The organism is Pseudarthrobacter sp. NPDC055928 (assembly GCF_042270935.1).
Lineage (GTDB): Bacteria > Actinomycetota > Actinomycetes > Actinomycetales > Micrococcaceae > Arthrobacter.
The window spans coordinates 176,377-199,624 of sequence record NZ_JBHJZH010000003.1; the positions used below are offsets into that span (position 1 = coordinate 176,377).

General features: G+C 66.4%; 17 protein-coding genes. 7 read left to right on the forward strand and 10 right to left on the reverse strand.

Annotated features, from left to right (window positions below; translation table 11 throughout):
• Positions 1 to 13 precede the first annotated feature (13 nt).
• From ACFC25_RS06055 to ACFC25_RS06085, 7 genes are all read right to left on the reverse strand, one after another.
• The gene (locus tag ACFC25_RS06055) at positions 14 to 2,926 is read right to left on the reverse strand and encodes a family 78 glycoside hydrolase catalytic domain (protein WP_376044470.1); all 2,913 of its coding nucleotides are present in this window, start codon (positions 2,924 to 2,926) and stop codon (positions 14 to 16) included.
• 62 nt (positions 2,927 to 2,988) lie between these two features.
• Positions 2,989 to 4,500: a family 43 glycosylhydrolase gene (locus ACFC25_RS06060; RefSeq protein WP_376044471.1), complete on the reverse strand. Its 1,512-nt coding sequence runs from the start codon at positions 4,498 to 4,500 to the stop codon at positions 2,989 to 2,991.
• Positions 4,497 to 6,998 carry a beta-glucosidase gene (locus ACFC25_RS06065; protein ID WP_376044472.1) on the reverse strand — a complete coding sequence of 834 codons (2,502 nt, stop codon included), beginning with the start codon at positions 6,996 to 6,998 and terminating at the stop codon, positions 4,497 to 4,499. Before ACFC25_RS06065 ends, ACFC25_RS06060 begins: the two co-directional genes overlap by 4 nt.
• Positions 6,999 to 7,065: 67 nt before the next feature.
• A complete protein-coding gene (locus ACFC25_RS06070; RefSeq protein ID WP_376044473.1) occupies positions 7,066 to 7,926 on the reverse strand; it encodes an ATP-binding cassette domain-containing protein in 861 nt (286 codons plus the stop codon).
• Positions 7,923 to 9,776, reverse strand: a complete 1,854-nt coding sequence (locus tag ACFC25_RS06075; protein ID WP_376044474.1) for a dipeptide/oligopeptide/nickel ABC transporter permease/ATP-binding protein — start codon at positions 9,774 to 9,776, stop codon at positions 7,923 to 7,925. The genes ACFC25_RS06070 and ACFC25_RS06075 overlap by 4 nt, the downstream gene beginning before the upstream one ends.
• A complete protein-coding gene (locus tag ACFC25_RS06080; protein ID WP_337345452.1) occupies positions 9,773 to 10,714 on the reverse strand; it encodes an ABC transporter permease in 942 nt (313 codons plus the stop codon). The genes ACFC25_RS06075 and ACFC25_RS06080 overlap by 4 nt, the downstream gene beginning before the upstream one ends.
• 81 nt (positions 10,715 to 10,795) lie before the next feature.
• Positions 10,796 to 12,316 (reverse strand): ABC transporter substrate-binding protein, encoded by a 1,521-nt coding sequence (locus tag ACFC25_RS06085; protein WP_376044475.1) that lies wholly within the window; start codon positions 12,314 to 12,316, stop codon positions 10,796 to 10,798.
• Positions 12,317 to 12,501: 185 nt separating this feature from the next.
• Here ACFC25_RS06085 and ACFC25_RS06090 point away from each other — a divergent pair, with 185 nt between their 5' ends.
• Positions 12,502 to 13,140: a TetR/AcrR family transcriptional regulator gene (locus tag ACFC25_RS06090; RefSeq protein ID WP_337345450.1), complete on the forward strand. Its 639-nt coding sequence runs from the start codon at positions 12,502 to 12,504 to the stop codon at positions 13,138 to 13,140.
• Positions 13,141 to 13,179: 39 nt separating this feature from the next.
• On the opposite strand, the gene ACFC25_RS06095 is transcribed toward ACFC25_RS06090, so the two are convergent.
• From ACFC25_RS06095 to ACFC25_RS06105, 3 genes are all read right to left on the reverse strand, one after another.
• Positions 13,180 to 13,935, reverse strand: a complete 756-nt coding sequence (locus ACFC25_RS06095; protein ID WP_376044476.1) for an SDR family NAD(P)-dependent oxidoreductase — start codon at positions 13,933 to 13,935, stop codon at positions 13,180 to 13,182.
• A 62-nt stretch (positions 13,936 to 13,997) separates the two neighbouring features.
• Positions 13,998 to 15,902 carry a hypothetical protein gene (locus ACFC25_RS06100; RefSeq protein WP_376044477.1) on the reverse strand — a complete coding sequence of 635 codons (1,905 nt, stop codon included), beginning with the start codon at positions 15,900 to 15,902 and terminating at the stop codon, positions 13,998 to 14,000.
• A gap of 180 nt (positions 15,903 to 16,082) precedes the next feature.
• Positions 16,083 to 16,826 carry a FadR/GntR family transcriptional regulator gene (locus ACFC25_RS06105; protein ID WP_337345447.1) on the reverse strand — a complete coding sequence of 248 codons (744 nt, stop codon included), beginning with the start codon at positions 16,824 to 16,826 and terminating at the stop codon, positions 16,083 to 16,085.
• A 218-nt stretch (positions 16,827 to 17,044) separates the two neighbouring features.
• On the opposite strand from ACFC25_RS06105, the gene ACFC25_RS06110 reads away from it, so the two are divergent.
• The 6 genes from ACFC25_RS06110 to ACFC25_RS06135 all read left to right on the forward strand — a co-directional run bounded on the left by ACFC25_RS06110 (position 17,045) and on the right by ACFC25_RS06135 (position 23,212).
• Complete coding sequence (locus tag ACFC25_RS06110; RefSeq protein ID WP_337345446.1) at positions 17,045 to 18,409, forward strand: MFS transporter; 1,365 nt, start codon at positions 17,045 to 17,047, stop codon at positions 18,407 to 18,409.
• Between the two features lie 105 nt (positions 18,410 to 18,514).
• Positions 18,515 to 20,257: a dihydroxyacetone kinase family protein gene (locus tag ACFC25_RS06115; RefSeq protein WP_376044478.1), complete on the forward strand. Its 1,743-nt coding sequence runs from the start codon at positions 18,515 to 18,517 to the stop codon at positions 20,255 to 20,257.
• Positions 20,254 to 20,724, forward strand: coding sequence for a ribose-5-phosphate isomerase (locus tag ACFC25_RS06120; RefSeq protein ID WP_337345444.1), 471 nt, complete (start codon positions 20,254 to 20,256; stop codon positions 20,722 to 20,724). The genes ACFC25_RS06115 and ACFC25_RS06120 overlap by 4 nt, the downstream gene beginning before the upstream one ends.
• The gene (locus ACFC25_RS06125) at positions 20,708 to 21,520 is read left to right on the forward strand and encodes a triose-phosphate isomerase family protein (RefSeq protein WP_376044479.1); all 813 of its coding nucleotides are present in this window, start codon (positions 20,708 to 20,710) and stop codon (positions 21,518 to 21,520) included. Before ACFC25_RS06120 ends, ACFC25_RS06125 begins: the two co-directional genes overlap by 17 nt.
• The gene (locus ACFC25_RS06130) at positions 21,517 to 22,350 is read left to right on the forward strand and encodes a sugar phosphate isomerase/epimerase family protein (RefSeq protein ID WP_376044480.1); all 834 of its coding nucleotides are present in this window, start codon (positions 21,517 to 21,519) and stop codon (positions 22,348 to 22,350) included. The genes ACFC25_RS06125 and ACFC25_RS06130 overlap by 4 nt, the downstream gene beginning before the upstream one ends.
• Before the next feature lies 1 nt (position 22,351).
• Complete coding sequence (locus ACFC25_RS06135; RefSeq protein WP_376044481.1) at positions 22,352 to 23,212, forward strand: phosphogluconate dehydrogenase C-terminal domain-containing protein; 861 nt, start codon at positions 22,352 to 22,354, stop codon at positions 23,210 to 23,212.
• The last annotated feature ends 36 nt before the right edge of the window (positions 23,213 to 23,248 follow it).

The following is a 23,248-nucleotide window of genomic DNA, read 5'->3' on the forward strand; positions in this document are numbered from 1 at the left end:
GTGATTCAGGAGTTCAGGAGTCGTGACGGGTGCGTTCGGAGCGGCGTCCGTCCAGGGCTGCGAGGGCGGCGGCGATGTCCTGCTTGACGCCGGGCTGGGTGAAGATCAGGCCCTGGTCCAAGGTGGTCTGCCGGTACCAGACGGTGTCCTTGCGGAAGGCCGCGGCCGCGGCTGGATCATGGGCATCGATGGCCTGCCATACGGCGGCATACGCCTGGGGGTCGTCCATGATGTCCGCAAGCGCGGAGTGCAGCGAGGCCGTACCGCGTTCTGCTGCCGGTCCGGCGTCGGGAACATCCCAGCTGTGCTGGCCCGAGCCCACTACGAAGCCTGCGGAGCCGTCCGGCAGAGAGACCTCCGCGGTGGTTCCAGGAGGCACTTTGGCCTCCACCAGGATCCGGTCGCCCACACGCTTCCACGCAACCTGGGCCAGGCCGTAAGGAGTTTCGTGCGACGTCGAAGCGTGCGTCAGGCTGTTCAGCGGGCGCGGCGCGATGCGGAGTTTCCGGTATCCGGGCGCTGCCGGGGCCAGGCCAGCCACGGTGCGGTGCATCCAGTCTGCGATCGCGCCCAGCGCGTAGTGGTTGAACGAGGTCATTTCGCCGGGGTTGACGCTGCCGTCCTCCAGGATGGAATCCCAGCGTTCCCAGATGGTGGTGGCACCCTGCGTGACGGGGTAGAGCCAGGACGGGCATTCGGTCTGCGTGAGCAGCCGCTCGGCAGCACCGAGGTGGCCCGTCACAGTCAGGGCGTCTGCAACCAGCGGCGTACCCACAAAACCGGTGGCGATCCGGTAGCCGCCCAACCGTGCGAGCTCGGCGAGCCGGTCACCAAGGGCCTGGCGCTGCGCCGGATCGGTGCTGATGCCGAACATCAGGGCCAACGAATAGGCCGTCTGGGCGTCCGAGACCATGCGGCCGGCCGGCGTCACGTATTGGGCCAGGAAGGCCTGCCTCGTCTCCTCGGCGAGCGCAGCGTACTTGCCGTGGTCGGCGTCGTTCCCCAGGACGGCAGCCGCGTGGGCCACCAGGTCCAGGGACCGGAACAGGTAGGCGCTGGCCACAATGTCGCCGTGCGTGCGGGCGGCACCGGGCTTGTCCGGCGGAGCGGCGGGGTCCAGCCAGTCGCCCAGCTGCATCTGGCCCTGCCACAGCCCCGAACTGTCCCGGACCTTCAAGAGGGCGTCGGCCCAGTCCCGCATGCTGGCGAACTGCCGGCGGAGCAGGCCAGTGTCACCGAAGCGCTCGAAAAGCACCCACGGGACCACGGTGGCGGCGTCGCCCCAAGCGGCCACAGGTGATTCGAGCATGCCCAGGACAGACGGCACGATAATGGGGACCACGCCGTCGCGGTGGCCCTGCTCGAGGGCGAGGTCCTGCAGCCAGGAGCCGAGAAAACCCAGCGAGTCATACAGATAGCTGGCGGTGGGGCTGAATACCTGGATGTCGCCGGTCCATCCCAGCCGTTCGTCCCGCTGCGGGCAGTCAGTGGGCAGCGCCAGGAAATTGCCGCGCATCCCCCAGAGGGCGTTTTCGTGCAGCCGGTTCAGCAATGGGTCTGAGCAGTCGAACCAGCCGGTGCGGCGCATGTCGTTATGGATCACGACGGCGGTGATCGCCGCCGGGTCCAGCTCGCCGGGCCAGTTGTCCACCTGCGCATAGCGGAAGCCGTGGAAGGTGAAGCGCGGTTCCCATTCCTCCTCGCCACCTCCCCCGAGGCCGTGTTCCGCAACACCGGGGCCCGCGAGGGTATACGTGTCGGTGGCCGCGGCCTGGCGCAGTGGGCGCAGTGACAGTTCGCCATCTTCAAGGACCTCGGCGTGCCGAAGGGTGATGGTGTGGCCGGGCTCGCCGGAAACCCGGATCCGCAACCGCCCCACAAGGTTCTGGCCGAAGTCCAGCACGGTGGCGCCGGAGGGAGTGGTCAGGACTTCCCTAACGGGAAGTTCCTCGATGCGGCGCACGGCCGGGGCCGTGGCCGGGGTGGCCTCCGCCCAGTTCTGATCGGAGTCGACAGCGGCGGGGAGCCAGTGGGCGTCGTCGAAACCTGGTTCGGACCAGCCGGCCTCCGCGCGCCGGGCGTCGAAGGTTTCGCCGGCGTAGATGCCACTGGATACCAGCGGGCCGCCAGTGCGGGCCCGCCAGTCCCGGCTGCTGGCCACAATGTCCTTCGTGCCATCGGTGTAGTCAAGGCGCAGTTCCACCTTGACCGCCGGCTGCTCGCCATAGAACGGTTTGGCGAAGCCGTGGAAGCCGTACTTTTCCGTGAACCAGCCGCCGGCGAGCCAGACTCCGATGGCGTTGGCACCCGGAGCCAGGAGCGCCGTGACGTCGGTGGTTTCGTGATTAAGCCGGTCCGCGTAAGCCGTCCAGCCCGGTTTGAGGACTTGGTCATCCACTTCCGTCCCGTTGATTTCTGCCTGGTAGACGCCGTGCGCGGTAGCGAACAGCGTGGCTTTGGCCAGCCCTTCCCGCACCATGAACACGTGTCGCACTTGGCCGGGCTGGCCCAGGGGATGATTTTCGCCGGCCGGTGTCGGGAGGCCGATGGCCACGGCCTGCCAGGGACCGTCCACAAAACCGCCCACCAAGGTCAGCGGCGCGCTCCAGTCCGTGGTGCCGCCGTCGTTTCCGGTGACCCGGACGTCCACCTCCACCTGCCCGCCCGCGGTGATGTCCGCGAAAGGCCAATCCACCAGCACGGACTCGGGACCTTCGAGCAGCACGGACTCCGACTTCCCGTCCCGCCTCACCCTGACTTCGGCTGCAACTTGCAGCCAGTCTGTGCTCCCAGTGGCAGTGACCCAGCTGAGCCGGGGCCGCGGCTCGGCCACGAACGGGGTGTCTGTCCGGTACTCCGCCGATAACCGGCTCACGACGGTCTGCTCGCGGGTGGCTGACTGCGGTGTCAGGGTCGTGTTTGTCACAGAAGGCCTTTCAGGCGGAGGTGGGAGGTGATCAGAGCTGCGATGCGGGGCCTAGCCGGTTTCTACCGGGGTTCGCGGCCTTCGCTGCGGAACCAGTCGAACGCCACCGTGCCGGCGCTGGCAAAGACGCCCGCCACCCGTCCGGTGAAGGACGCGGCGGTCTCAGCCGAGAGATACCGGCCGTCGAGTTCAGCCAGGGTAACTGGTTGGCCGTCGACGACTGCCTGGAGCGCGATGGTGTCTGAGCTCAGGCTGCCGATGGCATTGTCCGGGTTTGGTTCGCGGGTCTCGATCCGCAGTTCCACCGGTCCGGCGGGCGCCGGGTGGGTCCACGTCTGTTCAATCGACGAAATCCTGGCCCGGGCCGTAAGAGTGGTTCCGTCCGTTTCAATGGAGTAGTGGTGGGCCTCGTCGTAGCGGACGGCCAGGCCGCCGGAGCCGCTTTCGCTGGCGCTGGCGCCTTCCACGTCCACGAGTGCTGCGATGGTCTCCACCTGGTACTGCTGGCGGCGGCCCAGGAACGCGGGACGGGCATCATCCAGTTTCGTGCCGTCGCTGGTCAGCGTGAGGCGTCCCGGGACTTTCTCTGTTGAGGCAAACGCGCCGGGGAAGCGCCGGACGGCGATCCAGCCGCCGTCGAGCTCCGCGTCCGCGAAGTCATCCTCAAAGGCGCCGCCTTCGCGGGGGTTCAGAATGACCGGCTCCGCGACGGGCCAGTCATCTACCCAGGTGACCGGGGTGATGAACGTTTCGCGGCCCAGCGCGGAGAAGGCGCGGGTCATGCCCTTGGGACGCATGCCCAGGAGGACCATGGCCCAGCCGCCGTCGGGCGTCTCCACCAGGTCGCCGTGGCCGGTGTTCTGGATGGGGCGGTCTGTGCTGCGGGCACTCAGGATGGGGTTGGCCGGGTTGGACTCGAACGGACCGGCCGGGGAGGTTCCGCGGGCGATGCTGACGCTGTGCCCGCGCTCCGTGCCGCCCTCGGCGATCATGAGGTACCAGTAGTCGCCGCGCTTGTACAGGTGCGGCGCCTCCGGGAACATCAGGCCTGTGCCGGACCAGACACTGCGGGGCTCCTCAAGTGCCTTGCCGGCTTCTAGATCAACGCGGACCTGGAGGATGCCGCCGTGCTCACCCATGTTTCCAGTGACAGTGTCCAGCCCGGAGTAGGTCATGTAGGCCATGCCGTCGTCGTCCCAGGCGAGATCCTGGTCGATGCCGATGGCTCCTTCGATCGCGAGGCCATCGCTCCAGGGCCCCGCCGGATCCTTTGCCGTGAACACCAGGGTGCCGCGGGCCATGGCGTCCGTGACGGCAACGTAGAACAGGCCGTTGTGGAAGCGGATGGTGGGCGCCCAGGCACCGCCGAGGGTGGGAACGTCGCGGGAATCCAGCTGCCCTTCGCGATCCACAACGTGTCCGATCCGTGCCCAATTGACCAGGTCGGTGCTGTGGTAGACGGGGATGCCGGGCAGGTACTCGAACGTGGAAGTGGCCAGGTAATAGTCGCTCCCCACCTTGACGATGCTGGGGTCCGGGTTGAAACCGGGGATCAGCGGGTTGGGCAGGTTCATGCTGCCCCCTCCTCGGAGACACCGGTCAGGGTGAGCACGGTTTCCAGCGGCAGTTCGGTGACTGACGTGCCAATGCGGAGCGTGTAGTCGCCGGGCTCGTAGGTCCAGCCGTTGTCCCAGTAGGCCAGGAGCCGGGTGGGGACGTTCAGGATGGCGGTGGCGGTTTCGCCGGGTCCGGCCCACACGGGGATGGAGGCAACGAGCCAGCGGATGGGGCGGTCGACGGCGGAGCCTGGCTTTTCGGCGTAGATCTGGACGACGTTTTTGCCTAGCCGGGTGCCGGTGTTTGCCAAGGTGACGGTGAGGGGGACGACGGCGCCGGGGGCCGCTGTAACGGGGGCGTCCACACCGTCGAGGGTCCAGGTGGTGTAACCGAGGCCGTAGCCGAATTCGTAGGCCGGTTCCGTGCCGGCTTTGAGCCAGGCGCGGTAGCCGATGTGGATGCCTTCGTCGTAGGTCAGGGTCCCGTCGGGTGCGGGGGTGACGTTGATGACGGGCACGTCTTCCTGGGTGCCGGGCCAGGTGGTGGGGAGCCGCCCGCCGGGTTCGGTGGCGCCGGTGAGGATGTCGGTGAGGGCGTGGCCGAATTCCTGGCCGCCGAAGTAGCCGATCAGGATCGCGGCCACCTCGTTGCGCCAAGGCAGCAGGACCGGGGAGCCGGAGTTCACGACCACGATGGTGCGGGGGTTTGCCGCAGCGACGGCGTGCACGAGCCGGTCCTGCAGGCCTGGCAGTTCCAGGGAGGTCCGGTCGTAGCCTTCGGATTCCACCCGGGAGTTGGTGCCGACCACCACGACGGCGACATCGGCTGCGCGGGCAGCCTCCACAGCATCCCGGATCAGGGAGTCCGAGTCGGCGTCGTCAGCTTCCACGCCGATGGTGATGGCAAGGGCGTTGGACAGGGCACCCTCCCGGTCATGGGTGTCCAGTTCGATCCGGACCTCCAGCGGGACGCCGGCGGTGGCCTGCACTTCGACGGACGCGGACGGCGGTGCCAGGAACGCGGCGCCGAGATCGGTTCCAGTCGCTTCGATGGTGGCCTCGCGGGCCAGGACTCCGTCGACAAAGATCCGGCCGTGGCCCACGGTGGAGAAGCCGAGCCTGACGGGGCCGGTCTCATCGGGGGTGTAGATGGTGTGGAACTGGACCAGGGAGGACGCCGAGATCGGGGCGTCGCCGCCGAACCAGACCAGGGCGGTGGAGCGGCGGTCCTCGGCGAAGAGTTCGTTCCCGTTAGAGTCCAGGAACCGGACCCGCACGCCGGGGGTTCCGGTGGTGGGGTTGGTGAGCTGTTCCAGCGGGAGTTCGGCGATGCCTTCCTGGACCACGGCGCCCACGCTGTAGCTGACATTGTCCGCACCGAACACTTCGCGGATCCCGTCCAGCGGGGTGACGATCTTTTCGGGCACGACCGTGGCGGAGCCGCCGCCCTGGGTGCGGGCGTACCGGGCGTTGTGCCCGATCACAGCGACAGTCCTGGCGGCGGCGGGAGCCAGCGGCAGCACGCCGTCGTTCTTCACCATGACCGTGCCGGCGGCGGAGGCCTCGCGGGCGAACGCAATGGGGTCCTCACGGTCCACCGGTTCGGCCGCCACGGCCTCGAAGCCTTCGAGTGCGCCGACGCGGGCGGCCAACTGCAGGATCCGGAACACCTTGCGGTCGATCGCGGCTTCGGCGACCTGGCCGGATTTTACGGCCACCACCAGGGCTTCACCCCAGGGGCCGTCCGGGCCCGGCATGGCCAGGTCCTGGGACGCGCTGGCGCTCTCCACGCTCCGCACGGCGGTCCAGTCGCTGATCACCACGCCGTCGAAGCCCCATTCACTGTTCAACGGGGTTTCCAGCAGCTCGTTTTCGGTGGCGGTAGTGCCGTTGATCGAGTTGTACGCGCTCATCACCAGCCACGCCTTGGATTCGACAATGGCCTTCTCGAACGCGAGCAGGTAGAGCTCGCGCAGGGGCCGGTCCGCAACCTTGACGTCCACGGTGAAGCGGTCGGTTTCGGAGTCGTTGGCGATGTAGTGCTTCGGAGTGGCGCCCACGCCGTTGCGCTGGACCCCGGTCACGTACGCCGCGGCAAGCTCGGCCGTCAGGACCGGGTCCTCGCTGAAGGCCTCGAAGTGCCGGCCGCCCAACGGGGACCGGTGCAGGTTGATGGTAGGGCCAAGGACGACGTCCACGCCCTTGCGCCGGGCCTCGACGGCGGACGCGGCGCCGAGCCGGTCGGCGATTGCGGGGTCCCAGGAGGAGCTGATCGCCGCGGCGGAGGGGAAGTTCATGGACGGTTCCCGCTCATCCCACACCTCGCCCCGGACACCGGTAGGTCCATCAGAGAAGAGCATCCGGCGCAGGCCAATTTTTTCCAGCGGCCAGGTGGTCCAGAAGTCGCGGCCGGTCAACAGCCGGACCTTCTCTTCGAGGGTCAGTTCAGCCAGGAGGGACTTCAATCGCGCGTCGGTGCTCTGGTCAGTATTCAAGTCAGTAATGAGGGTTTCCATGGTGGCTTTCTTGGCTGTTCCTGCGGAGGACGTGTGATTGTGCTGTTAAGGGCCGGTCGGCCTCGGGTCAGGCGACGCCGGCCTGGAGGTCCTGCTGGTGCTGGAGTTCCAGGAGGCGGAGCCGGTCAGCACGGTGTTTGGCCTGCCGGTCGGGATCGGGAATCGGCGCGGCCATGAACAGCCGCTGGGTGTAGGGGTGTTCGGGCGCTCCGGTAACCTGCTCGCCGTCGCCCCATTCCACGATTTCGCCGTGGTACATCACGGCCACGCGGTGGCTGAGGTGCCGGACCACCGCGAGGTCGTGGGAGACAAAGAGGTAGGCGACGCCAGTGCGTTCCTGGATCTCGATAAAGAGTTCCATGACCCGGGCCTGGGTGGAGAGATCCAGGGCGGAGACGGGTTCGTCGCAGACGATCAGCTTCGGGTCCAGGGCAAGGGCCCGGGCGATCGCGACGCGCTGGCGCTGGCCGCCGGAGAATTCCCGCGGGAGCCGGTGCGCGGCGCCGTGCGGCAGCCGGACCTGGTCCAGGAGTTCGGCCACGCGCTTGTTGGCTGCCTGGCGCTCAACTTTGCGGACCGTGAGCGGCTCGGTGAGGATCTGCTCGATGGTCATGGACGGGTTCAGTGACGTATAGGGGTCCTGGAAGACCACTTGGATCTCATGGCTGAGTTCCTTGCGCTGGGCCCGGCTGGCCTTGGAGATCTCCTGGCCGCGGTACTTGATGCTGCCCCCGGTGACCGGGGCCAGCCCGAGGACCGCGCGGCCCAGGGTGGTCTTGCCCGAGCCCGACTCCCCCACCAGTCCCACGGTTTCGCCGGGCCGGATGTCCAGGGACACGCCTTTGAGGGCCCTGAACGGTTCCTTCCGGAAACCCTTGAGGGGGTATTCGACAACAACGTCCTTGACGTCCAGCAGGGTCTCGGTCATGACGTCACTCCTTTCAGTTCCTTGGGCTCAGCCGCTTTTTCGGCGGGGTTGGGGCCAACCGTGGCGTACTTCCCGCGGGGAGCGGTGTCCTCAAGGATCGCGTCCAGCAGCTGCCGAGTGTAGGGGTGTTGGGCGTTGTTGAAGATGGCCCGGACCGGTCCGGTTTCCACCACACGGCCGGTCTGCATGACCGAAACGCGGTCGCAGAGGTCGGCCACCACGCCGAAGTTGTGCGTCACCAGGATGACGCCCATGTTCAGTTCGTCCTGGAGTTCGCGGAGCAGGTTCAGGACTTCGGCCTGGACGGTGACATCCAGGGCGGTGGTGGGTTCGTCGGCGATCAGCAAATCCGGTTCGCAGGACACCGCACCGGCGATCAGGACGCGCTGGGCCATGCCGCCTGAGATCTGGTGCGGGTAGGCGTTGAAGGTGCGCTCCGGATGCGGGATGCCCACCTTGGCGAGCAGGGCCAGGGCGCGCTTGCGGGCTTCGGCCTTGGAAAGCCCCAAGCACACCCGCATGGGTTCGGTCAGCTGGCTGCCGATGGTGAAGGCGGCGTCCAGGTTGGACATGGGTTCCTGCGGGATGTACGCGATGCGCTTCCCGCGGACCTTGGTCATCTCCTTCTCGGAGAGGTGCGCCAGGTCCTTGCCCTCGAAGAAGATCGAACCGCCTGTGATGCGTCCGCCCTGCGGCAGGAGCCGGAGGATGGAGAATGCGGTCTGGGTCTTGCCGGACCCTGATTCACCCACCAGGCCGTGCACTTCGCCGCGGCGGACCGTCAGGCCCACATGGTTCACCACGTGCGTGGTGGACCCGTCGGGCTGGTCGTAGCCGACGCCCAGGTCGGTGACTTCCAGCAGCAGCTCACCCGCTGTTTCGGTCGGTTCATCGGGATGGACGACAGCGGCAGCACCGCGCTTTTCGGCGGCACCTTCAGCGTCGGCTGCTGCGGCTGCTGCCGCGGCCTTGCGGCTCTTCTTGACCGGCCCGCGGCTGCGTTCGAGTTCATCGCGCATGGCGTTCGCGAGCAGCGTCAGGGCGATGCAAACGAGTCCGATGACCAGTGCCGGCCACAGTACGAGGGTGGGAGATTTGAAGATGTTGATGAAGCCATCGTTGAGCATGCTGCCCCAGGTGGGGATGTTCAGGTCGCCCAGGCCCAGGAACTCAAGGCCGGCCTGGATGGCGATCGCGATGCCCAGGACCATGGCCGACTGGATGATGACCGGGGCCCGGACCACGGTGAGGATGTGGCGGGCGATGATCCGGAAGTCACTGAGGCCGGAAACGCGTGCCGCATCCACGTACAGCTCGTTGCGGACAGCGGTGACGGAGGCGTAGACCAGCCGGAAGAATGCCGGCGAGAGCATCACGCCGAAGATCATCATGGACAGCCACATGGACGGGCCCAGCACGGCCCGGGCTGCCAGCAGCACCACCATGCCCGGCAGGGCCATCATCAGGCCGGTGAGCCAGGAGGAGACGGCGTCGAACCAGCCGCCGTAGTAGCCGGCGATCAGGCCGGCGGTGACGCCGAGGACCATTGCCACAACGAGGGCCACCAGCGCGCCGGCGAGGCTGAACTGGCCGGCGAAGAGCAGGCGGCTGAAAACGTCCCGGCCCGCGCTGTCGGCACCCAGGAGGTGTTCGGACCCTGCTTTGGCCAGCACGTCCTTCAGGTTTGCGGTGTTGGGGTCGTGGGTTGCCAGCAGCGGCGCCAGGGCCGAGGCAAGGGCAACCAGGACCAGGATCAGCAGCGATGCCGCGCCCGTGGGGTGGGTCAGGAGCCTGCGGAAAAGGGAAACCTTGGCTGCCGTGGTGGGCAGTGCGAGGGGTGTTTCGATCATGACAGCCGAACTTTCGGATTGAGCCAGCCCTGGGCGAGGTCGATGATGAGGTTGACGGTGACCACGATGGCGGCCGTAGCGACGACGACCCCCATCACCACCGGAATGTCGCCCTGGCCGGTTGCGGCGACGGTGATCTGCCCGAGGCCGGGCAGCGCGAAGATCTGTTCCACAATGACGGCGCCGCCCAGCAGCCCGATGAACTGCACGGCGAGCACAGCCAGGGCAGGGCCGCCGGCGTTGCGCAGCACATGCTTGTAGACCACGCGGTTGAAGGACAGGCCGCGGGCCCGCAGGGTCCGGACGTAATCCTGGCGGAGGGCATCGATCAGCGAGCCGCGGACTTGCTGGACCACGGCGGCGATGCAGCCGATGGAAAGGGCGATGATCGGCAAGGTGACGGTGGCCGCCCAGCCGCCGAACGACGTCGTAATCGGGACATAACCGGTGGCCTTGAACCACTTGAGGTTCAGGGCGAACAGGGACACCAGCCCCAGGGCGATGAGGAAGCCGGGGATGGCGAAGCCCAGGACGCCCACAAACTGGACCACCCGGTCAACCCAACCGCGGCGGACGGCTGCCCAGACGGCCACAACGATCGAGACAACGGCGGCGATGATGGTGGCGCCCAGGACCAGGGAGATGGTGACGGAGACCCGGCTGCTGACACCGGCCGTAACGAGTTGGCCGTTGAACCAGGATCGGCCAAGGTCGCCGGTCAGTGCGCTGGTGAGCCAGTCCCAGTACTGGACCAGAAGCGGCCGGTCCAGGCCCAGCTGGCTGGCCTTCAGCGCAACCTGGGCATCGCTGGCCGTGGGACCCACGATGCGGCGGGCGATGTCACCGCCGCCTGCGTAGAGGAGCAGGTAGGCGACAGTGGTGATGACGAACAGCAGGAGGACACCGGAAAACAGGCGCCGCAGCACGAATCGGTACATTCGAAAATCCTTAGGGAAGGTTCCTGAGGCTGCCGGACCGGACCGCACTGTTCAAGTGCGGCCCGGCGCGGCAGCTGTCCGCTAGGAGGCGGGGGTGAAGGACCAGAGGAACGGGTACGCGTTACCCGTCTGGACCTCGACGTTGGTCTTTGCGTCGGTCACGAAGCTGGACTGCGGGCGGTACCACGGGGCAAACCAGGCCTGCTCCACGATGTACTTGTTCAGTTCCTTCGCTGCGGACTTCTGCTCATCCTCGGAACCCAGGTGGATCTTGTTGACCAGTTCATCCACCTTCGGGTCCTGGTAGTTGTAGGGGTTCCAGGGTGCGTTGGGAGTGAGCTTCATGTTGATCAGCTGCCAGTCGGACTGCTGCTCGAGGATCATGTAGCTCACGCCGAACTTGGGCGCCAGGAGGTCAGCGATGAAGTTGTTGCCCACATCGGTGAACTGGGCCGTGATGCCCACGTCCTTGAGCTGCTGGGTGATCAGCGCCGGGATGGTGTTGCCCAGGAGGGTGGAGGAGGGCAGTTCCAGCGTGAGCCCGCTGGCGTAACCGGCCTCGGCCAGCAGCGCCTTGGCCTTCGCGGGGTCGTAGCTGTAGCGGGAGTCCAGGGACTCGTCATAGGCGTCCGACGACGGCGGGAACACTTGCGTGGTCAGCTCGCCATGGCCCTGGCCGATGGATTCCAGCATCGCCTTGGAGTCGAACGCGTAGTTCAGCGCCTGGCGGACGCGGACGTCTGCCAGGGCCGGGTTGGTGGTGCCGGCGCGGTCGAAGATCAGCAGGCCGGACCAGTTCAACTGGAGCGGGTTGACCTTGTAGCCGGCTGCTTCGATTTCGGTGAGCGTGTTGTTGTCAATGGTGTTGGCGGCGTTGAGCGTGCCGGACTTGATGGCGTTCAGCAGCGAGGTCTGGTCGCCGTAGACGTTCAGGACCAGGTTGTCGTAGTGGACCAGATCCTTGTCCCAGTAGTCCGGGTTGGTTTTGTAGGTGTAGGACGTGCCGGTGACGGTGGCGGCGGTGTCCAGGATGTACGGTCCGGAGCCGACTGGGTTGGTGGCGATGTCGGCGTTGCCGAAGGAAGCCGGGCTCTGCATGAACGACGCGTCCTTGGACAGGTAGTTCAGGAACGCCGGGTCCGGAGCCGACAAAGTCAGTTCCAGGGTGGTGGCATCCACTGCGGTGGCGGTCTGCAGGGCCGCGAGGAACTGCGCGTCCGGTGATGTGCCGGCCTTGAAGCGCTCGAGGTTCTGCTTGGCGGCGTCGGCGTTGAACGGAGTGCCGTCGGTGAACTTCACGTCGTCGCGAAGTTTCAGGGTGAGGACGGTCTTGGCCTCGTTGTACTTCCACTCGGTGGCCAGCATGGGCACCAGCGTGCCGTCCGGCTCCATGCGGATGAGGGTGTCGTAGACGGCCTGGTAGAACGGCGACAGGTTGGCGAACTCGGATTGGTCTGCTGCAAACGTCTTCGGCGCCAGAAGCGTGCCGAGGGTGAGGGTTTCGGAGGACTGTTCTCCGGAGGCGTCTCCACCGGCAGAGCAGCCGGTGAGGCCTAGGGCAACGGCGGCGACAAGAGCGGCCATTCGCTTGGATCGGAACATCTTTGGTCCCTTTCACGGTCAGTGGCGTCCACCATGGACGGCCATTGGGAAAGACCGTAACATGAAAACCTAGTGGGTACTAGGTTTTTATTTTGAAAAGCTGAATCGTCCGTAATGTGACGCGACCCACAGCGGTTGACCAATTGGCTTTCCGCCCCTGAAAACTACCTTGTTAGGGTTATGTGATGACTGACACCCCTGCCACTGCGGTCGCCGAGGCACCTCGTCGGGGCCGGCCACGGGGTAGCTATGCCAAGACCGAAGCCCGTCGCCAGGAGATCCTCACGGCCGCCTTCGAGGTGTTTTCGACGTCGGGCTACCGCGCGGGATCGCTGAAGGATGTGGCCGACAAAGTGGGCCTCAGCCAGGCTGGGCTGCTGCACCACTTCCCCAGCAAAGAAGCCCTGCTGGAAGCTGTCCTCACGCTGAGGGACGAGGAATCCATCACCCGGACGGGCGCATTGACTGCCCAGGGGATCGAGATGCTACGCGGCCTCGTGGAGCTCACACGCTACAACACCACGATTCCCGGCCTTGTCGCCCTGTACTGCGTCCTGTCGGCTGAAGCCACCGATCCCGACCATCCGGCCCACGAGTACTTCCAACGGCGCTACACCTGGGTCCGCGGCACCATGACAGAAGCCTTCGACGAGCTGGCAAGGCAAGGCCAGCTGCGTTCGGGCATCGCTCCCTCCACCGCTGCACGCCAGCTTGTGGCACTCATGGACGGCCTGCAGGTGCAGTGGCTGCTGGACAACGACTCCGTGGACATGCCGGCCGAGGTGGTGGCGTTCCTGGAGGCCGTCACCACGGAGAAGTTTTAGCCGGGCACTACTAGCGGGCAACAGCAGGTCAGCGCAGCCCTACAGCGCCGTGAGGCCTCCGTCCACGGTGAAGATCCCGCCGGTGGCGTAGGCGGAGTCGTCGCTGGCGAGGAAGACCATAATGCCCTCCACGTCCGCTGCCGTCCCGGGACGGCCCAGCATGGTGGAATTCACCAGGCCGGCGCGGCTGACGGGGTCCTCGGCAATGGCCTGGACCAGCGGTGTTTCGGTGTAACCGGGGACCACGATATTGACGCGGATGCCGGCGTGCGCGTAGTCGGCGGCCACTACCCTCGCCAGGCCATGGACCCCGGCCTTAGAGCTCGTGTAGGCGGTGAATGTCTGGCCGCAGGCCACCACGGCGGTGGGGCTGCCCGTGCAGATGATGGAGCCGCCGCGCCCTTCCATGGCCCGGACGGCATGTTTGAGCGTGAGGAACGCGCCCCGCTGGTTGATGGTGACAGTCTTCTCCCAGACGGCCAGGTCCAGGTCCCCCACCTTCGCGTCCTGGCCGAACAACTGCACACCGGCGTTCGCCACCACCACATCAAGCTGCCCGGCCGCTGCAACCTCGGCGTAGGCAGCTATCACGCCCTCTTCGTCCGAGATGTCCATCCGGAGGGCGCGCGCGCGTGAAGCCCCGGTGGCCGCGGCTAACTTTTCCGCAGCCTCCACGTTGATGTCGGCGAAGTAGACCGTGGCCCCTTCGGCGACGAAGCGCTGGGCAACGGCCAGGCCAATCCCCGAGCCAGCCCCCGTGACAAGGGCAGTTTTTCCTTCAAGACGCAGACCCATGGGGTCTCCTTTCACATAGGGGGCGCGGCCGTCGGAAGGCGGCAGCAAAGAATGGGGGCGCATCAGCCCGGAGCCGGAAAATTGCTTTCCGGAAAGTGGACGACGCCGGCAGACCATGGTCCGAGCGTCAGCCGCCCGGCTGCGGGGTCGCCGTCGTTATTTGTACTGAAGCGGATGACAGCGGGGGTCTCCTGCCCGAAAGCGGCGCACACGGCGCCGCTCGCACTGACACCGTCCGGAAGCCGGACGTCCACGGTAACCGGGGAACCGGAGAGGTTTCCGGCAAAAATGACCAGGCCTGCCCGCGACCGCACAGGGTACAGCGTCACCGGCCCCGCATCGGCGTCGACCGACAACACCACGGAGTCCCGGAGCCCGGCGAGCTCCTTCAGTAGTTCACCGGCCGGATTCAGCTGGCCATCGGCGCCGCTAATGCCCGTTGGGCCGGATGCCTCGAAGTAACTGACGGAGGCTACCCCGTCCATGGTCAGCGCATTGATACTCGCCAGCGTCCATGCGGCGGTGAACGGCTCGCCCTGCAGTTCATCGGCTTCCGCCTCCGATTCGGTACCGGACGTGGCCACGGCGTTGAACCGCGGCAGCAGCGTCACTGGACCAACGTGGACCGGCCTTCCGCCGCCCAGGCGCAGCGCGTTCTGGGCTACGAGCCGCTGCATGGGCACGCTGTCGATGACGTGTGCGGCCTCGGTACTGTGCATCTGCGGCGTAATGCTGAACGTGAGGGCGTCGGAGTCCGACGGCGTGCGGCTGCTTTCGCGGTTCAGTTCCGTGAAGTGCGCCCGGGTTCCGGCCAGGAGGCTTCCGCCGAACCCTGCGGCGTGTGCCGATTCCTTGAGTGCCGGCCAGCTGTCCGGCTCAGTGATGTGGGTGTCGGGATGGAACACCGCGAGCCGCTTGGCTTGCGGCAGATAGGGTGCGAGGTCTGCGACGGCGCCAACCGGGTCCGCGGTCACTGCCCGGATGTCCAGTCCGGCTCCGTGGATGGAGGCGGCGGCCGCCGCGGCCTCCAACCGGTCTGCCCAGAGTGATCGGTCGGCGTCATTTTCTTCGTCGACAAGTTCAACCACAAGGGCGTCGAGCCCGGGGATCTCCGGGAGCACCCCGGGCTGCGACCCAGCCCCCACGGCCAAGGCCGGAACCCGGCCGGCTTCAGCGCCAATCCGCGCGGAAACCGCTGTGGGCAAACTGGAAGCAACGCGGGCAGCCACTGCGGCCGCCTCCACGGCCTCCTGCGGCTCCAGCGTGGCCGTCTCGAGGAGGACGGACTGCCGAACAGTGTCCCCGGCTGCGACGGCCACCGGGAAGGGAAGCGACAGCGGCGTGCTGTACGTCTTGAAGGACGCATCCGTCCAGTTCCGCTGGTCCTCGGTCTCAAAGACGTCACCGGTGAACGAAAGACGGAAGGCGGTGCCGGCATCGGCCCACTCCAGTGCCGCGATGTCCGTAAAGGGCTGGTGCGGGCTGATGTCGTGAGGAAACTGCGCGGCTGTGCTGCCGCCGTCGGGGTGTTCCACGGTGATTTCCCGGCCGGTCTCAGCCGGAGAATGAAGCACCACTAGGCCGATCCGGTTGCTGCGGAAGGCGTGCACAGCGGCACCTTCAAAGGAAATTTCCACGGTCGTGGGAGTGAATTCGGCCGTCAGTTGGCCGTCATACTCCACGCCGTATCCGGCAAAGGCTACGGCCCAGCGTACCTGCAGGCCGTCGTCGTCCTGCTTGATTTCGACGTTTCGAACCGAGGGCTTCGGAGTCCGCCAATTGTGGTCCCGGACTACGGCTTTGACGGCCCGCAGGACCTCCCGGCCCGCGTAGCTGACGTGTGCGAGTTCGTCGCCCACAGGCCGGGCAGTCCACGGTCCGGCGGAGAGCAACCGCACGGGGGGTGCCAGCCTGGCCTGGACGGAGGGGGACAGTTCCGGCGGACCGGTCAAGGGCTGGGAAGACACGTCACTGCTCTCTGCCTGGCCCGGGGCTGCTGTGGCCCGGCGGCCCGGCGTCGCTAAAGCAAACTTAAGAGGGCCTGTGAGGCAGGCCATATCCGATTATGGAATTATCGCTGCATACAAGTCAACCGGTTGACCAATAGCTGGACGACGCAGAGGGCCCGAAAGGGGTCAGCCGGAAAGCTACTGCGAGGCGTCAAAACCGGCGAGCAGCCGGCGGGACGCGGTTTGCATGTGCGAGCGCATGGTCTTGGTGACCGCCTCGGAGTCGCGGGCTTCAAGGGCGGTGAATATCTCGGTGTGCTCCTTGAGTGCGGCCGCAGCATGGCCTTCGTCCGTCAGCGCGCGGTCCACCCAGATGCGCAGCAGGGAGCGAATGCTTTGGAGCAGCTCCTTGAGAACCTGGTTTCCGGAGCTTTCGGCGATTTCACGGTGGAATGCGGCATCGGCTTCCACAAAGGCCGCCAGGTCATTGAGCGTTTCGGCCATGGTGGCCAGGTTTCCCCGCATGCGCTCAAGGGCCTCATCGGTGATCCGGTCGGCGGCGAGCTGCGCTGCCTGGACCTCCAGGCCACTGCGCAATTCCACCAGTTCACGGGTCCGGGGCGCGCCGAGCATCAGGCCCCAGCTCAACGTGCGCGGCAGGAGTTCGGAGATGCCGTCGCGAAGGTAGGTGCCTGACCCGGGGCGGACAATCACAATCCCCAGGATCTCCAGGGCAGCAAGCGCCTCGCGCACGGCGGACCGGCCAACACCCAGGGAGGCGGCCAACTGGCGCTCCGCGGGGAGGCGCGTACCGACGGCGATATCACCACTGGTGAAATACGCGAGCAGGCGCTCTGCGACTTCAGAGACAACGGAGCCCTGGCCCACGGAACCGAGCGCTGCGCTGATCTTGGCCGTCGATGCGGCGGAGTTTATGGACATATCCCAAGCGTAACAACCGGCCCCTGCCCCGGCCGCCAACCCTGGACTTCCAAAAAAACAACACGTCAACCGGTTGACCAATTTACGTTTCGCTCTTATCGTTGAAGTCACACATGCTTTAGCCGCCGGTCCGGTCCCCCCTGCCCTCCGGCGATGAAACAGCCCCCCAAGCCTCCAGAGACGGACGCTGCCGGGAACATTAACATCTAGGAGTCAACGTGGACACCACACAATCGGTGGTCGAAAAATCCGCAATCAGGAAAGTGGCGATCCGGCTCGTGCCGTTCGTCGCCCTGATGTTCTTCATCAACTACCTCGACCGAACGGCCATCTCGTTCGCCGGCCCCAACGGCATGAACACAGACCTGGCCCTGTCTGCAGCACAGTTTGGCTTTGCGTCCGGCGTCTTCTTTATCGGCTACATCCTGCTGGAAGTTCCCAGCAACCTGGCCCTGCACAAGTTCGGCGCCCGCCGCTGGCTGGCCCGCATCATGGTCAGCTGGGGCATCGTTTCCCTGTTGTTCACCTGGGTGGGCAACGTGGAACAGCTCTACGTCCTCCGCTTCATCCTCGGCGTGGCCGAGGCCGGGTTCTTCCCCGGCGCCATCCTCTTTCTGAGCCTCTGGGTCCCGTCACGGCACCGCAGCAAGATCCTTGCCCTGTTCTACTTGGCCCAGCCGCTGACCACAGTGATCGGCGCCCCGCTGGCCGGCCTCCTCATCCAGCAGCACGGCCTCTTCGGCCTTGAGGGCTGGCGTGTCATGTTCTTCGGCGTCGCAGTCCCGGCAATCATCGTCGGCATCGTGGCCTGGTTCTACCTGGCTGACTCCCCCGCAAAGGCCAAGTGGCTGACGCAGGAGGAGAAGACCTGGCTGACCGGCGCACTGGAGAAGGAAAAGAAGGAAACCGCGGCCAGCAACAAGCACGTCAGCGTCCGCACCGTCTTCGGCAACGGCCGCGTCTGGATGCTCTCCGCCATCTACTTCGGCTTCATCTACGGCCTCTACGCCCTCGGCTTCTTCCTCCCCACCATCATCGCGGGCTTCGAAGGCATCTACGGCACCAAGTTCGATGTCCTGCAGAAGGGCCTGATCACGGCCATCCCGTACCTGCCGGCAGCGTTCGCCCTGTACTTCTGGTCCAAGGACGCCACCAAGCGCGGCGTCAAGACCTGGCACATTGCACTTCCCGCCCTCATCGGCGGCCTCAGCATCCCGCTGGCCCTGTTCGCAGGTTCACCGGCGGCCACCATCGCTGTCATCACCATCACGGCCATGTCCATCTTCGCGGCCCTGCCCAACTTCTGGACCGTGCCCACCCAGTTCCTCACCGGCGCAGCAGCCGCCGCAGGGATCGCCCTGATCAACACCATCGGCAACCTGGCGGGCTTCAGCGCGGGCTACGTCACCGGCTGGCTGAAGGACCTAACGGGAGGCTACACGGTGCCGATGTTCGTCGTGGGCGGCTTTATGCTCCTCTCCTCGATCCTCATGGTGGCACTCAGCCGCTCCGGCAAGGTCAGCGAGGGCATCCCCGCCGAGGCCCTGGATCCTGCGGGCGCCGGACACCACTCCGAGCCGTAACCCAGACGCGGGGGCGTCCGTTTTACCCGCGGACGCCCCCGAACCAATCCGACTAACCGGTGGTCGAGCCACCGGAGCGAGCAATAACTCCAGGAGCCTTTTCCCATGACCCGCCTGTTCAACGAACCTTCAGCTTTCGCTGACGAAATTATCGAGGGCTTTGTCGCCTCCCACGGACGCTGGGTGAAGCGCGTTTCCGGCGGCGTGGTCCGCAACACCAAGAGCAGCCCGGACACGGTGGCGCTGGTCATCGGCGGCGGCTCCGGACACTACCCGGCGTTCGCCGGGCTCGTGGGCCAGGGCCTGGCCCACGGCGCCGCGATGGGCAACCTCTTTGCTTCCCCTTCCGCCCAGCAGGTCTACAACGTGGCCAAGGCCGCCAACAACGGCGGCGGTGTACTGCTGGGTTACGGCAACTACGCCGGCGACGTCCTGCATTTCAACCAGGCCCAGGACCGCCTCCGGGCGGAAGGCATCGACTGCCACAGCATCGCCGTCACCGACGACGTCTCCTCCGCCCCGCTCGCCGAGCGCACCAAGCGCCGCGGCATCGCCGGGGACCTGACCGTTTTCAAGGTGGCCGCCGCTGCAGCGGAAGCCGGTTACTCCATGGACGCAACAATGGAAATCGCCGAACGCGCCAACGACCGCACGCGCTCCTTCGGCGTCGCGTTCACCGGCTGCACGCTGCCGGGCGCGGACCATCCTTTGTTCTCCGTCCCGGAGGGCCGGATGGCCGTGGGCATGGGCATCCACGGCGAGCCCGGCATTGATGAAACGGACATTCCGACGGCGGATGAGCTTGCCGAACTGCTGGTCGCCAAACTCCTCACCGAAGTACCGGAGGGGCTCGACGCCAGAGGTGCCCGCGTGGTCCCCATTCTGAACGGCCTGGGCAGCGTCAAGTACGAAGAGCTTTTCGTCGTCTACCGCCGCGTCGCACAACTCCTCGCCGAGGCCGGCCTGGAAGCGGTCGACCCGCAGGTGGGTGAACTCGTCACCAGCTTCGACATGGCCGGCACGTCCCTAACCCTTTTCTGGCTCGACGACGAACTCGAGGCCCTCTGGGACGCCCCCGCCGACGCCCCGGCCTTCCGCCGCGGCGCCGTTACCGCGGAAGCACTGGAAGCCGGCGACGGCGAACTTGCCGAGGCCGAGGCGGTCATCCCGGACGCCACGGAAGAATCCCGCGCCGGCGCCGCGCGTGTCCTCGCCGCCCTCGGCGCCGCGAAGGCCGTCGTGGATGCCAACGCCGATGAACTGGGCCGGATCGATGCGATCGCCGGCGACGGTGACCACGGCATCGGCATGGAACGCGGCGTCCGCGCCGCCGTCGAAGCCGCAACGGACGCCGTCGCCCGCGGCGCCGGTGCCGCCACTACCCTTCACTTTGCCGCGGATGCCTGGGCCGACAAGGCCGGCGGCACGTCCGGCGCCCTCTGGGGCATGGCCCTGCGCGCCGTTGGGGACGCCGTGGGAGACAGCAAAGCGCCCGACGCCGGTGCTGTCGCCGCCGGTGTCGCAGGAGCCGCGGCCGCGATCATGGACTTCGGCAAAGCCAAACCCGGCGACAAAACCCTCGTGGACGTCTTGGTCCCCTTCCGTGACGCGCTGGCGTCCGGCGTCGGTGCGGGTAAATCCCTCACCGACGCCTGGGCCGCTGCCGCAGTGACCGCGGAGCAGGCCGCCGAGGACACCGCCCAGCTGCTGCCCCTTATGGGCCGCGCCCGCCCGCACGCCGAGAAGAGCCTCGGCACGCCGGACGCGGGTGCCGTATCCATGGCACTGATCATTCGGGCCATCCACAACACGCTCATCGAGCGGACAACCATTAAGGAGAAAGCATGAGCGCCAAACTGCGCCTGATTGTTGGGGCCGACGACGCCGGTTTCGAGTACAAGGAAGCCCTGAAGGCTGATTTGGAGGCCTCCGAGCTGGTCGAATCCGTCACCGATGTTGGGGTGGACGCCACCAGCCACACCCCCTACCCGTCCGTGGCCATCGCCGCCGCCGAGCTCATCGCCGCCGGCAAGGCCGACCGCGCCCTGCTGGTCTGCGGCACCGGCCTTGGTGTGGCTATCGCCGCGAACAAGGTCCCCGGCATCCGCGCCGTCACGGCACACGACAGCTACTCGGTTGAACGTTCCATCCTGAGCAACAACGTCCAGGTCCTCACCTTCGGCCAGCGCGTTGTTGGCCTGGAGCTCGCCCGCCGGCTCGCCAAGGAATGGCTCACCTACACCTTTGACGAAACCTCGGCCTCGGCCGGGAAAGTCACCCTGATTAAGGACTATGAGGGTGTCACTTCCTGCTAATACCCCGATAAAACCGAAGGCCATCATCGGCGTCAGCCTGAAGATGTACTTCGGCTACCAGCGCTCGGTGGACTACTGCCGCGACGTGGCCGCCATCGCGTTCGCGCACCCGGCGGTCCAGGCCGGCGACATCGAGCTGTTCGTCCTGCCTACGCTCCCGGTTCTGCCCGAAGCTGCCCGCATCCTGGGACCGGCGGGAGCCGCCGCGGGCGCCCAGGACATCTTCTGGGAAGACGAAGGCGCGTTCACCGGTGAAGTCGGCGGCAAGACCGTAGCCGAGCTCGGCGGACGCTATGCCGAAGTGGGCCACGCCGAACGCCGCCGGATCTTCGGCGAGGATGACACAGTCATCGGACTGAAAACGGCCGCCGCCTACCGCAATGGCCTCACCCCGATCCTGTGCGTCGGAGAACTGCAACAGGGATCCGTGGAAGAAGCCGTCACCCGCTGCTCCGCGGAAATCGACGCCGCCCTCCACCGCGCGCAGTCCCTGGGACCGGCCAGCCGGACCATCGTGGCCTACGAGCCGCAGTGGGCCATCGGCGCCCCGGAACCGGCAACACCGGATTACATCAGCGCGGTCATCACCGGGCTGGACGCGCACCTGCGCAGCCTGCCCGGCCAGACGGACAGCCGCGTCATTTATGGCGGAAGCGCCGGACCAGGCCTGATCACCAAGCTGGCCCCCGCCGTCGCCGGCCTGTTCCTGGGCCGCTTCGCACACGACCCGAAAGCGCTGAAAACCATCCTGGATGAGACGGCTGCAAGGATGACCGCTGCGGAGGTGACCGTATGACCAGCCTCGGCACCGGCTCACGGATCGGGCAGGGTTCAAGAATTGGATTGAGCAGCTACGCCTTCTTCTGGCAGCTCTCGGACAAGGTCTCCCAACCGCTCAGTATCCATCAGGCGCTGGAACGGACCGCCGCGCTCGGGGTGGAACTGTTCCAAATCTGCGACTTCGCCCCACTCGAAGCGATGCCGGATTCCGAGCTGGAGGCCGTCCGGGCCACCGCGGACCGGCTGGGCATTTCCCTTGAGCTCGGCACCAAGGGCATCCGCCCGGAGCACCTGAGGAAGTTCCTGCGCATCGCCGGCATCCTGGGCTCGCCCCTGCTGCGGACCATGTTCAACGTCCCGGGCCACACCCCGACGGCGGAGGAAGCGGTGGCGATCTTCAAGGAGGTCCTGCCCGAGTTCGAGGGCGCCGGGGTGAAGATCGCAGTGGAAACCTACGAGCAGGTCCCCACCAATCGGATCCTGGACGTGATCCGCGGAGTGGGCAGCCCGTACCTTGGCATCTGCGCCGACCCGGCCAACACGGTCGCGGCGCTGGAGATGCCTCGCGAGGTGATTGACGCCGTCGCGCCTTATGTCCTGAACATGCATGTCAAGGACTTCGCGTTCAGCCGCAAAGACGGGTGGGTCGGATTCACCTATGCCGGCGCACCGCTCGGCGAAGGCCTGCTCGACTACGACTACATGGTCAGCAAGTTCATGCCCCACCAAAGAAATATCAACCAGATCGTCGAACACTGGCTGCCGTGGCAGGACTCCGAGGCGGACACTATCCGCCTCGAAAACCAGTGGACCCAACAAAGCATCGAATTCCTAAGGAGCAAGTGAAATGTCAGCAGAAAAATTGACCGTCGCCGTCATCGGAGCCGGTGGCAAAATGGGAATGCGCGTTTCCCGTAACCTCCAAAAGAGCGACCACACCGTCTTCTACAGCGAGAACTCCCCCGCAGGCCAGGAACGCATCCAGGCAGAAGGCCGCGAAATCACGTCCACTGACGACGCCGTCAAGGGCGCCGACGTGGTCATCCTCGCCGTCCCGGACACCGTCCTCGGCGTCGTCTCCCAGGGCGTAGTCCCCCAGATGAAGGCCGGCGCAATCCTGCTCACCCTGGACCCCGCCGCCGCCTACGCCGGCCTGCTGGCAAAGCGCGACGACGTCGTCCAGGCAGTGGCTCACCCGTGCCACCCGTCCGTGTTCCTCGAGCGCACCACCAAGGAAGAATGGGCCGACACCTTCGGCGGCGAGGGCGCCCCGCAGAACGTGGTGGCCGCGATCGACGAGAACGCACCGGAGGAGACCAAGGCGGCAGCCGAGGCCACCATCCGCATCATCTACGCACCCGTCATCGACGTCCATTGGGTCACCGTCAAGCAGCTCGCCATCCTCGAACCCACCCTCGTGGAGACCGTCGCCTGCATGATCGGGACCCTGCTCAACGAGGCGCTGCACGAGACCGTGCACACCGCCGGTGTTCCCGAGGCAGCGGCGAAGGCCATGCTGTTCGGTCACGTGCAGATTGCCCTCACCAACGCCCTGCGCGGCTCCAACCCGTTCTCCGAAGCCTGCGAAATCGCCATCCAGTACGGCAAGGACACCATCATCAAGGACGACTGGAAGAAGATCTTCGACGACTCCGAGCTGGACAGCGTTATCGCCAAGATGCTCAAGCTGGACGCCGTCAAGCGCTAGCCCCTAGGCGGCGCCAGTGCCCCCGCCGTACGGCGC